The 14274-nt window shown below is 66.6% G+C and carries 14 protein-coding genes; 9 read left to right on the forward strand and 5 right to left on the reverse strand.

The features are described 5' to 3' along the window. The first annotated feature begins 1 nt into the window (after position 1). A complete protein-coding gene (pta, locus tag ACWW36_RS11695; protein WP_456141694.1) occupies positions 2-2062 on the forward strand; it encodes a phosphate acetyltransferase in 2061 nt (686 codons plus the stop codon). Continuing rightward, on the forward strand, positions 2062-3195 hold the full coding sequence (locus tag ACWW36_RS11700; protein WP_456141695.1) for an acetate kinase: 1134 nt from the start codon (positions 2062-2064) through the stop codon (positions 3193-3195). The genes pta and ACWW36_RS11700 overlap by 1 nt, the downstream gene beginning before the upstream one ends. Here the strand turns inward: ACWW36_RS11700 and ACWW36_RS11705 are convergent. From ACWW36_RS11705 to glnX, 4 genes are all read right to left on the reverse strand, one after another. Then, positions 3192-3626, reverse strand: coding sequence for an STAS domain-containing protein (locus tag ACWW36_RS11705; protein ID WP_456141696.1), 435 nt, complete (start codon positions 3624-3626; stop codon positions 3192-3194). The two genes, ACWW36_RS11700 and ACWW36_RS11705, sit on opposite strands and share 4 nt — an antisense overlap. A 211-nt stretch (positions 3627-3837) precedes the next feature. Then, entirely contained in the window at positions 3838-6096 is a 2259-nt protein-coding gene (locus tag ACWW36_RS11710) for a serine/threonine-protein kinase PknG (protein ID WP_456141697.1), read from the reverse strand. Next, a complete protein-coding gene (locus tag ACWW36_RS11715) occupies positions 6096-7052 on the reverse strand; it encodes a glutamate ABC transporter substrate-binding protein (protein ID WP_456142454.1) in 957 nt (318 codons plus the stop codon). Before ACWW36_RS11715 ends, ACWW36_RS11710 begins: the two co-directional genes overlap by 1 nt. A gap of 8 nt (positions 7053-7060) precedes the next feature. Continuing rightward, positions 7061-8380, reverse strand: coding sequence for a protein kinase G-activating protein GlnX (glnX, locus tag ACWW36_RS11720; protein ID WP_456141698.1), 1320 nt, complete (start codon positions 8378-8380; stop codon positions 7061-7063). 155 nt (positions 8381-8535) lie between these two features. Here glnX and ACWW36_RS11725 point away from each other — a divergent pair, with 155 nt between their 5' ends. Beyond that, positions 8536-9030 (forward strand): NUDIX hydrolase, encoded by a 495-nt coding sequence (locus ACWW36_RS11725; RefSeq protein WP_456141699.1) that lies wholly within the window; start codon positions 8536-8538, stop codon positions 9028-9030. Here the strand turns inward: ACWW36_RS11725 and thiE are convergent. After that, positions 9002-9673, reverse strand: coding sequence for a thiamine phosphate synthase (gene thiE, locus ACWW36_RS11730; RefSeq protein ID WP_456141700.1), 672 nt, complete (start codon positions 9671-9673; stop codon positions 9002-9004). The two genes, ACWW36_RS11725 and thiE, sit on opposite strands and share 29 nt — an antisense overlap. A gap of 138 nt (positions 9674-9811) precedes the next feature. Between thiE and thiO the strand changes: the two genes are divergently transcribed. The 6 genes from thiO to ACWW36_RS11760 all read left to right on the forward strand — a co-directional run bounded on the left by thiO (position 9812) and on the right by ACWW36_RS11760 (position 14272). Beyond that, positions 9812-10834 carry a glycine oxidase ThiO gene (gene thiO, locus ACWW36_RS11735; protein ID WP_456142455.1) on the forward strand — a complete coding sequence of 341 codons (1023 nt, stop codon included), beginning with the start codon at positions 9812-9814 and terminating at the stop codon, positions 10832-10834. Then, a complete protein-coding gene (gene thiS / locus ACWW36_RS11740; RefSeq protein ID WP_456141701.1) occupies positions 10831-11028 on the forward strand; it encodes a sulfur carrier protein ThiS in 198 nt (65 codons plus the stop codon). Before thiO ends, thiS begins: the two co-directional genes overlap by 4 nt. Next, complete coding sequence (thiG, locus tag ACWW36_RS11745) at positions 11021-11779, forward strand: thiazole synthase (protein WP_456141702.1); 759 nt, start codon at positions 11021-11023, stop codon at positions 11777-11779. Before thiS ends, thiG begins: the two co-directional genes overlap by 8 nt. Then, complete coding sequence (locus ACWW36_RS11750) at positions 11776-12537, forward strand: SGNH/GDSL hydrolase family protein (RefSeq protein ID WP_456141703.1); 762 nt, start codon at positions 11776-11778, stop codon at positions 12535-12537. Before thiG ends, ACWW36_RS11750 begins: the two co-directional genes overlap by 4 nt. Before the next feature lie 68 nt (positions 12538-12605). Continuing rightward, the gene (locus tag ACWW36_RS11755) at positions 12606-13517 is read left to right on the forward strand and encodes an ATP-binding cassette domain-containing protein (RefSeq protein ID WP_456141704.1); all 912 of its coding nucleotides are present in this window, start codon (positions 12606-12608) and stop codon (positions 13515-13517) included. Then, a complete protein-coding gene (locus ACWW36_RS11760) occupies positions 13514-14272 on the forward strand; it encodes an ABC transporter permease (RefSeq protein WP_456141705.1) in 759 nt (252 codons plus the stop codon). Before ACWW36_RS11755 ends, ACWW36_RS11760 begins: the two co-directional genes overlap by 4 nt. The last annotated feature ends 2 nt before the right edge of the window (positions 14273-14274 follow it).

Consider the following 14274-nt stretch of genomic DNA (forward strand, 5'->3'; position numbering starts at 1 on the left):
CGTGCCCACCGCCATTTACGTGGCCTCACCCGAGGGTGACACCGGCAAGTCGACGATCGCGCTCGGCATCCTGCACCGGCTGGCCGCCACGGTCGCGAAAGTCGGTGTGTTCCGTCCGATTACCCGGATGGGCGAGGACCGTGACTACATCCTCGAACTGCTGCTGGCGCACACCACCGCGGGCATCCCATACGACGAGTGTGTAGGTGTCAGCTATCAGCAGCTGCACGAGGACCCCGACACGGCGATAGCCGACATCGTCGACCGCTACCACCACGTCGCCGACCAATGCGATGCGGTGCTGATCGTCGGCAGCGACTACACCGACGTCGCCACACCCAGCGAGCTGTCGATGAACGCACGCATCGCGGTGAATCTGGGCGCGCCTGTGGTGCTCGCGGTCAAGGCCAAGGGCCGCACGCCCGACGAGGTCGCCCAACTTGTCGATCTGTGCTTGTTCGAGTTGGACGCGCAGCACGCCCACGTCGCCGCGGTGGTCGCCAACCGCTGCGCGCCGGCGCAGATGGCGGCGGTTGCCGAGGCGTTGAAGCGCTTTGAGCCCCAAACCTATGTGCTGCCAGAGGAACCGCTGCTGGTCGCGCCGTCGGTGGCCGAGCTCGGCTCCGCGGTCGAAGGCACACTCGTGCGCGGCGACCCGGCGATGCTGACACGCGAAGTGATGGACGTGCTGGTGGCCGGCATGACGGCCGAACACGTGCTCGAGCGGCTCACCGACGGCGTGGCCGTCATCACCCCGGGTGACCGATCCGATGTCGTCCTGGCGGTCGTGAGTGCGCATGCCGCAGAAGGATTTCCGTCGCTGTCGTGCGTCATCCTCAACGGCGGCCTTGAACTGCACCCGTCGATCGCATCGCTGGTGGCGGGGCTCGGCCTTCGGCTGCCGATCATCGCGACACGGTTCGGTACGTTCGAGACCGCCAGCCGGGTGGCATCGGCGCGTGGACGGGTGACGGCGAATTCACAACGCAAGATCGACACCGCGCTGGCGTTGATGGACACCCACGTCGATACCGCCGATCTGCTTGCACGCCTGTCGATTCCGATCCCGACCGTCGTGACCCCGCAGATGTTCACGTACCAATTGCTCGACAGGGCGCGGTCAGACCGTAAGCGCATCGTGCTGCCCGAGGGCGAGGATGACCGCATCCTCAAGGCCGCAGGCCGGCTGATGCAGCGCGGGGTCGCCGACCTGACGATCCTCGGCGAGGAGGCTCAGGTCCGTTCGCGCGCCGCGGAACTGGGCGTCGATCTGTCGGCGGCGGTGGTGCTCAACCCCCGCACCAGCGAGCTGTGTGACAAGTTCGCCGAGCAGTATGCCGAGATCCGTAAGAACAAGGGCGTGACGGTCGAACAAGCCCGCGAAATCATCCACGACGTCTCCTATTTCGGCACGATGCTGGTCCACAACGGCATGGTCGACGGGATGGTTTCGGGCGCCATGCACACCACCGCGCACACGGTGCGACCCGCGTTCGAGATCATCAAGACCCAACCCGGCATCACCACGGTGTCGAGCATTTTCCTGATGTGCCTTGCCGACCGGGTGCTGGCCTACGGTGACTGCGCGATCGTGCCCGATCCGACGTCCGAGCAGCTGGCCGACATCGCGATCTCGTCGGCGGGCACCGCCGCCCAGTTCGGCATCGACCCACGTGTCGCGATGCTGTCGTACTCGACGGGAAGCAGCGGATCCGGCGCCGACGTCGACAAGGTCAGGGCGGCAACGGAATTGGTGCGCCAACGCGCGCCGGAGCTGCTCGTCGAGGGACCGATCCAGTATGACGCGGCCGTCGACACGACGGTCGCCAAGGCCAAGATGCCGGACTCCAAGGTCGCCGGCCGGGCGACGGTACTGATCTTCCCCGACCTCAACACCGGCAACAACACGTACAAGGCCGTGCAACGCAGTGCCGGGGCAATCGCGATCGGACCGGTCCTGCAGGGGCTCAACAAACCGGTGAACGATCTGTCGCGCGGTGCGCTGGTCGAGGACATCGTCAACACGGTCGCGATCACAGCGATCCAGGCGCAGGGTGTGTGATGCCGCGCAGCGTCCTGGTGCTCAACTCCGGTTCGTCGTCGGTGAAATACCAACTGATAGAACCGGAGTCGGGTGCATCTCTGGTCGACGGCATTGTCGAGCGGATCGGCGAGCAAGGGTCCGGCGTCGCAGACCACGAAGCGGCGTTGCGCACGGTCTTCGACGAGATCGGTCCGCAGGTGGGCGATTCCGAACTGGTCGCGGTGGGCCACCGGGTGGTGCACGGCGGCCCCGACCTGTATCGGCCGACGTTGGTCGACGACGCGCTGATCGCCAAGCTCGAGGAGCTGTCTTCGCTTGCCCCGCTGCACAATCCGCCGGCGGTGCTCGGGATTCAGTTGGCGCGCAAGGCGTTGCCCGAGCTTCCACATGTCGCGGTGTTCGACACGGCGTTCTTCCACGACTTGCCGCCGGCGGCCGCCACGTATGCGATCGACAGGGATATCGCGGCGCAGTGGCACATTCGCCGCTACGGGTTTCACGGTACGTCGCACCAGTACGTCAGCGAGCAAGCGGCTGCATTTGTCGATGTGCCGCTCGCCAAGCTGAGCCAGATCGTGCTGCACCTCGGCAACGGCGCGTCGGCGTCGGCGATCGTCGGTGGCAGACCCGTGGATACGTCGATGGGGTTGACGCCGATGGAGGGCCTGGTGATGGGTACTCGGTCCGGCGACATCGACCCCGGCGTGATCATGTATCTGTGGCGCACCGCAGGCATGAGCGTCGAGGACATCGAGGCGATGCTCAACAAGCGCTCAGGGGTTCGCGGTCTCGGCGGTGAGGTTGACTTTCGCGTCCTTCATCAGCACATCGAATCCGGTGACGAGTCAGCGCAATTGGCGTATGACGTGTACATCCACCGGCTCCGCAAGTACATCGGCGCGTATCTGGCACTGCTGGGCAGCGCCGACGTCATCACGTTCACGGCCGGCGTCGGCGAGAACGATGCGGCGGTGCGCCGCGACGCGTTGAGTGGCATGCCGGCGCTGGGCATCGAACTCGACGAGCATCTCAACGCCAGCCCAGCCAAGGGCGCGCGCCGCATCTCCGCGGACAACTCGCCCACCACGGTGCTGGTTATTCCGACGAACGAAGAGCTCGCGATCGCGCGCGCCTGCCTGGACGTCGTCTAGTTTGTCCGGCTGACGGGAAGCGGAACTGATTGCTGCTTATCGAGGGGTAGGCAGCCGTCGGGATCGCAGATCGTGAGCAGGCGAGAAAGCTGCGGTCCGACGCTCACCACCCATTCGATGCCGTGTTGGGAGCAGATCACGTTGACGTGGTGGAGTGCGGCGAAGCCGGCCGTTCCGAAGAAGTCCACGTGCGTCAGGTCGAGCACAAGGCGCGCCGACCCGCAGACCTGGCGCTCGATGTAGGCGACCAGAAAACGGTCGTTGGCTGCATCGATGTCGCCCTCAACCGCGATGACGACGGACGACGCCGGTAGGTGCCGGGCGGAGAAGCGTCCTCGATGCCGGGTTTCTCGCTGGTCGATGGTCTGCGGATCCGGGCGGAAAAGCCGGGTGGTGGGTATACGCACTGTGAACTCCCTCAGCAAACTCATGATTTGTACTGTGGGTGCCGTCAGGGGTTATGGCCCTACGTCTTAAAGCCGCGCGCCCCGGAACATCAGCCCGTGTGCGCCCGGTGACGTCACCAGGCGGCTGCTAGCTCAACCTGTGAGCACCCTACTACGAAATCAGTGTTTTGACCATGGTGTCAATTGCCAGAAACCGCGTTGTGCAGGAAAAAGTGCGCAACTCGATCCGTTGCCCCTAGAACGTGCTCGTCGGCCGCACGCTGTTGGCGAGGTCGACCAGGGCATAGCGATGCGCCTGCGTCGGCGCGACACGGGCCAGGCTGCGCAGCGACGCCTCCACGCCGAGCTGCAGTCCATGCTGGGTGAACGGAAAGCCCAGGATGTGGTTGGTGCTCGCGGTGTTGTCGGCCAGCCAGTCCATCGCGGTGCCGAGCACCAGCGCTCTGATCTGCAGCACTCGCGGCTCGGTGTCGGGCAGCGCCTCCACACGGCGGGCGGCATCGCGAATGTGTTGCTCGGTGATCTCGCTCGTCGAGCGTCCCGACAGCAACGTCACCGCGCTTGTCAGCCGTGCCGTCGTGAAATGCCTTGAGGTGGAAGGTACTTGGTCCAAGGTGTGGACCGCTGCGTCACGGTCACCCGCGGCCGACTGCCACCGTGCCAGCCCGAAACCCGCCGAGATCACACCGTTGTCGGTGCACCACACCGTGTTGTAGAACTTGCATTCGTCGGTGTTACCGGACAGCTCGGCCGTCGCGGCCAATGCCAGTTTCGGCGCCAGCTCGCCGGGCAGCGTGTCCAGCACTTCGGTGAAATGCTTTGCGGCCGACTCATAGTCGGCTGACAACATCTCTGACACAGCGCGGAACCAGACCAACCGCCAGCGCCAGCCGACACGGTCGGCCAGGTCGTCGAGCTTTCGGGTGGCCTTGGCGACATCACCTAGATCCAGCAATGCACGAACTTCCATCAGGGGCAGCTCCACCGACTCCGACAGGTCGATGCCCTCCGAGTCCAGCGCGCCGTGCCGCGCCGCCCGCAGTTGATCCAGCGTCTGCACCGGCTGGCTCAACACGCTGGCCGACAACACGGCCGCCCCGACGTCGGCCGGGTCGACGAGCGGCACCGGAAGCGCCTTGACGATTTCGTGTGCGGTGAGCTTCTCCGAATGCACCTGCCCGTCGAGATACACGTCGGTGTGCGCCACCAGCAGGTCGACGCCGAACGTCGAACGCGTCGGGGAGAACACCGTCGACAAGCCTGGCCGCGGCACCCCGGTGTCCTGCGCGACCACCTCGCGCAGCACACCGAGCAGCTGCCCCGACATCTCCTCCGAGCTGCCGAATCGGCGCCGCGGGTCGGCGTCGATGGCGCGGCGCAGTAGTCGGCCGAACGAGTCGTACTCGGCGAGCACCGGATCGTCCTGCGGCAGGCCGTCGACGTAACGGCCTTTGCGTGTGCGCAGATTCACCGTCAGCGCGGCCAGCGTGCGGCCGACGGTGTAGATGTCGGTCTGCACGGTCGGGCCGGTGCGGACAATCTCGGGAGCCTGGAAACCCGGTGTGCCGTAAAGGTATCCGAAGGAATTGATCCGTGACACCGCACCGAGGTCGATCAGCTTGAGCTGCTCCTCGGTCACCATGATGTTTTCCGGCTTGAGGTCGTTGTAGGTCAGCCCGATGGAGTGCAGGTAGCCAAGAGCGGGCAGGATTTCGAGCATGTACCCGATGGCCTGAGCGACAGGAAGCTTCTCACCCTTGGCCTCCTTGAGCGACGTCCCGCCGACGTACTCCATGACGATGTAGCCGACCGGGTTGCCGTGCTTGTCCTTGTGCTCGACAAAGTTGTAGATCTTGACGATTCCAGGGTGAGTCACCTCGGCGAGGAACTGCCGTTCGGCCATCGCGATCGCTTGGGCCTCGGCGTCGCCGGAATGCACCAAACCCTTGAGCACCACCGGACGTTCGTTGACGTTGTGGTCGAACGCCAGATACACCCAGCCAAGCCCACCGTGTGCGATGCAGCCCTTGATCTCGTATTGCTCGTTCACCATATCGCCCGGGTTCAACTGCGGGAGAAATGAATACGGGCTTCCGCAGTGCGGGCACCAGCCCTCCGACAGCGCCCGGCCGTCGGGTGAGGACCGGCCGACCGGCCTGCCGCAGTTCCAGCAGAATCGTTTTGATTCGGCCACAACGGGATTGGTCATCAGGGCTTCGAGCGGATCTTTCGCGGGCACCCGCGGGATCTCCACCAGGCCGCCACCGAGGCGCCGGGTCGGTGACAGCGCCCTGGTCACCATCGTCGTGTGTTCGTGCGGCTCGGTGTCCTCGGTGCCGACCGATGTGCTGTCGGTGTCCTCGTCGAAATGCGGCCGGAACACCGCCTGGGTCGCCATCGGCCGCACGGTGGACATGGAATCCATCTCGAGCTCGTCCAAATTCGCCGGCCGGGTTCCTGGTCCTTCTTCGAGGTCTTTCTGCGGCTCGGCCATCAGTCGGTGTACCTCGCGACTGGCGGTGCCGGGGCCGGGCCGAGCACGGTTAACCACTTGCGGTACAGGGTGTTCCAGGTGCCGTCGCGACGCACACGCTCAAGCGTCCCGTTCACGAACCGCACCAACCCGGTGTTCTGCAAGTTGACGCCGATGCCGTACGGCTCCTCGTTGAGGCTCGGGCCGACGATGTGCAGATAGGGATCCTGTACCACCAGCCCGGCCAGGATCGAGTCGTCGGTGCTGACCGCGTCGATCTGACGCTGCTGCAACGCGACAAGACAGTCGGCCCACGTCACCACTCCGACGATGATCGGCTGCGGGGTGATCTGCTGAATGCGCTGCAGCGACGTCGTGCCCTTCGCGACGCAGACCCGCTTACCCGACAGATCGGACGGCTGCGAAATCGTTGAGTCCCGCGCAGCCAGGATGCGCTGGTTGGCGTTCAGGTACACCGTCGAGAAGTTCACGAGCTTCTTGCGGTCACAGGTGATGGTCATCGTCTTGACGACGACGTCGACCTGATTGTTCTGCAGCGCGGCGATGCGATCGGCCGACGACAGGATCCGGTACTCCACCTGTGAGGGAGTGCCGAAGATGTCGCGGGCGATCTCGCCGGCGATGTCGACGTCGAACCCGGTGATCTCACCCGTGATCGGGTCGCGGAAGGAAAACAGGTTGCTGCCGATGTCGAGCCCGACGATCAGCCGACCACGATTGCGGATGTTGGTGACCGCCGCGTCGGCCTGGGCCTTGGTGGGGAACGGGCGCAGGCTCGCGGTGCGGTTGCAGTCGTCCTCGGTCGTCGGCGCCTTTGCGGGTTGTGGTGGCAGCTCTTGCAAACCCGCGGGGGCCGGTGGCGCCAATGTGACTCCTGGCGACGGCATCACCGCGGCGCCCTGCGCGCAGCCGCTGAGCAGCGCCGCCACAGTGAGCAATGCCCCAACGCGCTTCATCGCGCTCATCACCGGTACTCGCTAAGTCTTGGCCACAGCCCCAGCGCCACCGCCACCGCTGCGACGACAGACAACACCGCGGCGCCGACGGTCGCGCCCGACAACACCCGGCGGGCGTTGAGGATGTCGTTGCGCAGCTGGCTGCGGCCCTCCTCGATGCCCTTGCTCAGTGACGCGTCGAGCTTGTCGAACGCGGGAGTGGAGTCGTCTTCGCCGGTGCCCAGCGCGACCTGTGTGGCGGCCTGATAGTTGCCGACCGCGATGTAGGCGTTGATCCGGTCGTCGGCCGCGCGCCACTTCTTGAGCAACTGCTCGGCGTCGGACAGGTCGTTCTTGTCGATCGCGTCGCCGCGGGACAGGTAATCCGACAGCTGCTGGGCCATCATGTCGATGCGCTGATAGTAGGACTGCTTGCGCACACTCTCATCGCCGCGGCGGATCAACGACAGCGTCTCGTCGGCGCGGGCCTGCTGTGCGGTGATCGCAAGGTTGGTGACGGTCTTGAGGGACTCAGCCGCAGTGTCTTTCGCGCTGCGGCTGTCGGCAGTCGAGATCACGAGTGCCGTGCCCACCCATATCAACATAATCAGCACGGCAAGGCCGCCGGCGACAAAACCGATATTCACCCGGCGTCGAGTTCGGCGGGCCAGCCAGCGATTTGCGAAGGCGCCGAACAACAACGTGGCCAGCACCACGAGTATGACCGGCCCGGGAATCCGCGCCGACGCGGTCGTCTCGGCGTCCACCCGTGCCGACGTCTGCTCGTACAGCCGCTGCGCGTCGGGAAGGATCTGCGTCTGCATCAACGACGACGCCTCGGACAGATAGGACGAACCGACGGGATTGCCCGCCCGGTTGTTGGTGCGGGCCGTCTCGATCAGGCCCGTGTACACCGCCAGCTGCGCGTTGACGCGGCCAAGCAACTGCACCATCGGCTCGTCGGTCAGCCCGCTCGACGCCCGGGTGACGGCCACGGAGGCGTCGGTGATGGCCTGCTCATACCGCTGCCTGACATCACGCGGTTCGGCGCCGGCGATGAACGCCGTGGCCGCGGCGGCGTCGGCCACCGACAGCTTCGTGTACAGCTGCCCGGCCGCGAACGACAGCGGCTCGGTGTGGTTGAGAACGGTGGTCAGCGCCTGTTGACGGTCATTGATCGTCGTCGATGTGGCAAACGCGCTGGCAACCACGAGCGCCGACAGGACCACTCCGATGGTCAGGATCCGGCCTGGGGTTGTCCACAGAAACCACCAGCGAGGGTGCGCTGGTGTCGTCGGCGACCGCGACGCCAGTGGCTCGGTCGACGGGTGCGCCAACTCCACAGTCACGTGTGCGCGGACCTCATCTTTTCGCTGCTCTCCGGCTATCGTCCCCGACCATTACCAACTCTATAAAAGAATTCTAAGAGTTTCAGGGGTGGTCTGCGGGGATTCGGGAGCTCGTGTTTTCGGCGGCCTATGCCGCCGTTCCCTAAGCTGAACGCGTGCGTGGCGACGGTGACGGCTGGGTGGTGTCCGACACCGGGGCCGCCTATTGGGGCAAGCACGGTGCGGCCGGCCTGCTGCTGCGCGCGCCGCGCCAGGACGGTTCGGCGGTCGTCCTGCTGCAGCACCGTGCGCCGTGGAGTCATCAGGGCGGGACATGGGGTTTGCCCGGCGGTGCGCGCGACAGCCACGAGACGCCTGAGCAGGCCGCGGTGCGTGAGGCCCACGAGGAAGCGGGGCTGCCCGCCGATCAGCTGACGGTGCGCACCACGGTCGTCACCGCTGAAATTTCCGGTACCAGCTGGACGTACACGACCGTGATCGCCGATAGCGCAGAAGTGCTCGAGACCGTGCCCAACCGTGAAAGTGCCGAACTGCGTTGGGTGGCCGTAGACGAAGTCGCCGAGCTGCCGTTGCATCCCGGGTTCGCCGCAAGCTGGCAGCGGCTTCGCGAGGTGGTGGCGTCTATTCCGCTGCTGCAAGCCGAGCTTTGAGCCTGCCGGCGGCGGCCTTCGGATCGTCGGCGGCGGTGATCGCCCTAACCACGACGATGCGGCGCGCACCGGTCGCGAGCACCTCTGGTAGCCGCTGCTCGTCGATGCCGCCGATCGCGAACCACGGTTTCTCCGTTTGCAATTGAGCAGTCGCCCGCACGAGGTCGAGGCCCGGCGCTTGGCGTCCCGGCTTGGTCGGCGTCGGCCAGCACGGGCCGACGCAGAAATAGTCGACATCTTCGGTGACCGCTGCCCGGGCCTGCGCACTGTCGTGGGTGGACCGGCCGATCACCGGATCTGGTCCGACGATTTCGCGGGCAACGGCCAGCGGCAGGTCGTCCTGGCCGAGGTGCAACACGTCGGCGGCCGCGGCCAGCGCGATGTCGGCGCGGTCGTTGACGGCCAGCAGCGCGTTATGCCGCCGTGCCGCGTCGGCGAGCACCTCCAGCGCCTCGAGTTCTTGGCGGGCCTCGAGCGGCCCGAACTGTTGCTCGCCGGCCGAGCCCTTGTCGCGCAGCTGGATGATGTCGACCCCGCCCGACAACGCGGCCTCGGCGAATTCCGCCAGGTCCCCGCGCTCGCGGCGGGCGTCGGTGCACAGATACAGCTGCGCTGTGACCAGGCGTTCACGAGGTTTGTGCACCCCGCGACCGTAACGACTACCGTGGAGGGCCGACACGGGAGTCCCGGGGACCGGGGACTGAGAGTGGGCGGGCCTGCCCTTACCGTCGCACCTGATCCGGGTCATGCCGGCGAAGGGAGGGAATTGACCACAGGCCGAATTGCCGGCTCGCCGGCTAAGGGATCGCTCGCCGTCATCGGTGGCGGCGTCATCGGGCTGTCCGTCGCGCGTCGCGCGGCGATGGACGGCTGGACCGTCCGCGTGCACAGGAGTTCCGAACGCGGCGCCTCGTGGGTGGCCGGCGGCATGCTGGCTCCGCACAGTGAGGGCTGGCCCGGTGAAGAAGAACTCCTGAGCCTCGGCCTGGCATCGTTGGCTCTGTGGCACGGCGGCTTCCTCGACGGGCTGCCTGCTGACGTCGTCACGGCGCGTGAATCTCTGGTGGTCGCCGTCGACCGCGCCGACGCGACCGACTTGAAGACAGTCGGTCAGTGGCTCGCGGCGCAGGGCCATCCCGTCACGCTGACATCGGCCGCCCGTGACATCGAACCGCTTCTGGCGCAAGGCATTCGGCACGGTTTCGTCGCCGAAACCGAGCTCGCCGTTGACAATCGGGCCGTCGTCGAGGCGTTGGCGGCGCATTGCGAACGGCTGGGCGTGCAATGGGCGCCACCGGTGACCGACCTGTCAGACGTGGTGGCCGATGCGGTCGTGATCGCCAACGGCGTTGACGCGCCTGCGCTGTGGCCCGGTCTGCCGATCCGTCCGGTGAAGGGTGAGGTGCTGCGGCTGCGGTGGCGGGGTGGATGTATGCCGGTGCCAACGCGGGTGATCCGCGCGCGGGTGCACGGGCGTCAGGTCTACTTGGTGCCGCGGTCCGATGGGGTGGTCATCGGCGCGACGCAATACGAGCATGGCCGTGACACGGCGCCCGCCGTCACCGGTGTGCGCGAGTTGCTCGACGACGCGTGTGCGGTGATGCCGGCATTGGGTGAATACGAATTCGCCGAATGCGCCGCCGGTTTGCGGCCGATGACGCCGGACGGGTTGCCGATTGTCGAACGGCTCGACGAGCGCACGCTGGTCGCCGCCGGGCACGGGCGCAACGGTTTCCTGCTCGCGCCGTGGACGGCCGAGCGGATCTCGGCAGAACTGAACGTCACGGTGGGAGCGGGTACATGAAGCTAACCGTCAACGATGAAGCCGTCGAGGTCGACGATCAGACGACCGTCGCCGCTCTTCTGGAAAGCCTCGGCTTCCCGGAGAAGGGCATCGCGGTGGCGGTGGACTGGGCGGTGCTGCCGCGATCCGATTGGCATACCGCGCTCACCGACGGTGCGCGGGTGGAAGTGGTGACGGCGGTGCAGGGTGGCTGATTCGAAACTGACGATCGCGGGCCGCGAGTTCGGGTCGCGGCTGATTCTCGGAACCGGCGGAGCGGCCAACCTCGCCGTCCTGGAACAGGCGCTTGTGGCCTCGGGAACCGAATTGACCACCGTCGCAATGCGACGTGTCGACGCCGAGGGCAAGACCGGCGTACTGGATCTGCTCAACCGGCTCGGGATCACGCCGCTGCCGAATACGGCCGGATGTCGTGGTGCCGCCGAGGCGGTGCTGACCGCGCAGCTGGCCCGCGAAGCGCTTGGCACCGACTGGGTCAAGCTCGAGGTCATCGCCGACGAACGCACGCTGTTGCCCGATGCCGTTGAATTGGTCAAGGCCGCAGAACGATTGGTCGACGACGGCTTCGTCGTGCTGCCCTACACCAACGACGACCCGGTGCTGGCCCGGCGCTTGGAGGACACGGGCTGTGCGGTGGTGATGCCGCTGGGCTCGCCGATCGGTACCGGCCTTGGCATCGCCAACCCGCACAACATCGAGATGATCGTCGAGCAGGCGGGGGTGCCCGTCATTCTCGACGCCGGCATCGGCACCGCAAGCGATGCGGCGATGGCAATGGAATTGGGTTGCGACGCCGTGCTTCTCGCCACCGCCGTGACCCGAGCCGCCGACCCGCCGACGATGGCCACCGCGATGGCTGCCGCTGTCACAGCCGGGTACTTGGCGCGGCAGGCGGGCAGGATTCCCAAGCGATTCTGGGCGCAGGCGTCGAGTCCCGGCATATGAGTCGCTATGTGGCGCTTGGTAGTTCGATGGCTGCCGGCCCGGGTATCCGTCCGAGCGCACACGGCGCACCGTTTCGTGCCGGCCGCTCGGCGCGCAACTATCCGCATCTGGTCGCCGAAAAGCTGGGCCTAGATCTCGTCGACGTGACGTACTCCGGTGCTACTACGGCCCATGTGTTGCGTGAGCGCCAGAATGGAGAACCGCCGCAGATCGAAGCGCTGGACGGGTCAGAGGATCTGGTCACGGTGACGATCGGCGGGAACGACGCCGGTTACGTGCCACTGCTGTTCGTCGCCGGCTTCCCGAGTGTCGTTCGCCGGCTGCCGTTACTCGGTGGCGTGCTTCGCGACCGCGTTGACCCCGCTGCGCGTGATCGTGCGCTCGCCGACGTGGGCGAATCGCTGAAGGAGGTTGGCCGCGCATTGCGCGAACGGTCACCGCGAGCGAAGGTGCTGTTCGTCGACTACCTCACCCTGCTACCGCCGCCGGGCACGCCCGCGCCGCCGCTGTCGGACACCGACGTCGCGTTGGGGCGTCACGTCGCCGAGACTCTGGAGCGGCTGACCGCGGAAGCGGCCGCGGACACGGGATGCCAAGTGGTGCGGGCCGGCGAAGCCAGCCGGGACCATCACGCATGGTCGACGGAGCCGTGGACAACCAAGTTCGGACTGCCGGTGCCCAGCAGGACAGCGCCGTTGCATCCCAACGCGGCAGGCATGCGCGCGGTCGCCGACCTCGTCGTCGCCCAGGCCGTATAGGACGTGCCGAGAGTACGGTTTGTGACGAATTTTGCGCGCTTTTCATCACAATCCGTACTCTCGCGAACGTGATCGAGCTGACGGGACTGACCAAGCTGTTCGGCCGGTCCCGCGCCGTCGACGGCTTGAGCTGCTCAATCGAACCGGGAATGGTCACCGGGTTCCTCGGCCCCAACGGCGCGGGCAAGACCACGACGATGCGGCTGATTCTCGGGTTGGACCATCCCACGTCGGGCACCGCCACCATCGACGGCAAGACGTACCGCGAGCTTGCCAATCCTTTGCACACAATCGGGGCGCTGCTCGATGCCAGGCAGGCGCATCCGAATCGGTCGGCGCGCGACCATCTGCGTTGGATCGCCGCGACCAACCGCATCCCCGCCAGGCGGGTCGACGAGGTGCTCGACATGGTGGGGCTCGGCGCTGTCGCCGGTCGCAACGCAGGCACGCTGTCGTTGGGCATGAGCCAGCGCCTCGGCATCGCGGCCGCAATGCTGGGCGACCCGCCGGTGCTGCTGTTCGACGAGCCGGTCAACGGCCTTGACCCAGAAGGCATCCGGTGGGTCCGCACGCTGATGCGCACACTGGCCGGCGAAGGCCGGACGGTGTTCGTGTCCAGTCATCTGCTCGCCGAGATGGCCAATACCGCGGACCGGTTGGTCGTCATCGGAAAAGGCAAGCTGATCGCGTCGACGACAGTGAACGAGTTCGTCGGGCAGTCCGGCGCCCACACTGTGCGGGTCCGCAGCCCGCAGCTGGACGCGCTGGGGCGGGTGCTCTCCGACGCCGGACTCGAGACGCATGCAGAGCCGGACGGTTCCGCGCTGCAGGTGCGCGGCGCAGCCATCGAGGTCATCGGCGACCTGGCGGCCCGCAATGCGATCACGTTGCACGAGCTGAGTGCTCAGCATGCCTCGCTCGAGGAGGCGTATATGCAGCTCACCGATCAGGCCGTCGAATACCGGGCGGTGAGCCAATGAGCGCGGTCGGCGTGCTGGATTCCGAGCGCATCAAGTTGTCGACCACCCGGTCGGTGCTGTGGTCGGCGCTCGCCGTCGCGGTGCTCAGCCTCGGCCTGGCCGCGCTGCAGGGTGCGAACGCCTACGGCGCAGCGCCGCTATCGCCGGAGAGGGCGGCGACGGGCGCGGCGGTGTTCGGCGTGCCGGTGCTGATGATCCTGGCCGCGATGACGGTCACCGGCGAGTACCGCAGCGGGATGATCCGCACGACGTTCATGGCCACGCCCAACCGCACTGCCGTTTTGGTCGCCAAAGTAGTTGTCACATCGGTCTTCTCGGCGGTGTACGCCGCCGCGATGGTGGTTGGCGTCATCCTGGTCGCCAAGCTGGTGTCCCCGCCGTTGGTCGCGTCGGAGTTGTCGCTGGCCCGGCCGGACACGTGGCGTCCGGTCGGTGCGATCGCATTGTTCGCTGCGCTGGCCGCGGTGCTCGGGGTTGCGGTGGCCGCATTGTTGCGGCATTCGGCGGGTGCCGTCGCGGTTCTGCTGCTATGGCCGTTGGTGGTCGAGCCCGTCGTGGGCAACCTGCCGAGCATCGGCTCGGAGGTGGGGCCGTATCTCCCGTTCGCGAACATGTTCCTGTTCATCGATGTGCAATGGCTTTATCCCGCGTATGCCATGCCGTGGGGCGTGCTGGGTTCGCTGGTGTATTTCACTGCGGTCGTCGGCGCGCTGTTCCTGGCGGCGATCGCGGTGGTGAACCGTCGCGACGCCTGAGC

Source organism: Mycobacterium sp. MMS18-G62 (genome assembly GCF_053877835.1).

What these genes read in the sequence shown, in the direction of transcription:
- ACWW36_RS11700 (WP_456141695.1), top strand. Translation starts at nt 2,062, where the DNA reads ATGCCGCGCAGCGTCCTGGTGCTCAACTCCGGTTCGTCGTCGGTGAAA.
- ACWW36_RS11705 (WP_456141696.1), bottom strand. Translation starts at nt 3,626, where the DNA reads ATGAGTTTGCTGAGGGAGTTCACAGTGCGTATACCCACCACCCGGCTT.
- ACWW36_RS11710 (WP_456141697.1), bottom strand. Translation starts at nt 6,096, where the DNA reads ATGGCCGAGCCGCAGAAAGACCTCGAAGAAGGACCAGGAACCCGGCCG.
- ACWW36_RS11715 (WP_456142454.1), bottom strand. Translation starts at nt 7,052, where the DNA reads ATGAAGCGCGTTGGGGCATTGCTCACTGTGGCGGCGCTGCTCAGCGGC.
- thiS (WP_456141701.1), top strand. Translation starts at nt 10,831, where the DNA reads ATGAAGCTAACCGTCAACGATGAAGCCGTCGAGGTCGACGATCAGACG.
- ACWW36_RS11750 (WP_456141703.1), top strand. Translation starts at nt 11,776, where the DNA reads ATGAGTCGCTATGTGGCGCTTGGTAGTTCGATGGCTGCCGGCCCGGGT.
- ACWW36_RS11760 (WP_456141705.1), top strand. Translation starts at nt 13,514, where the DNA reads ATGAGCGCGGTCGGCGTGCTGGATTCCGAGCGCATCAAGTTGTCGACC.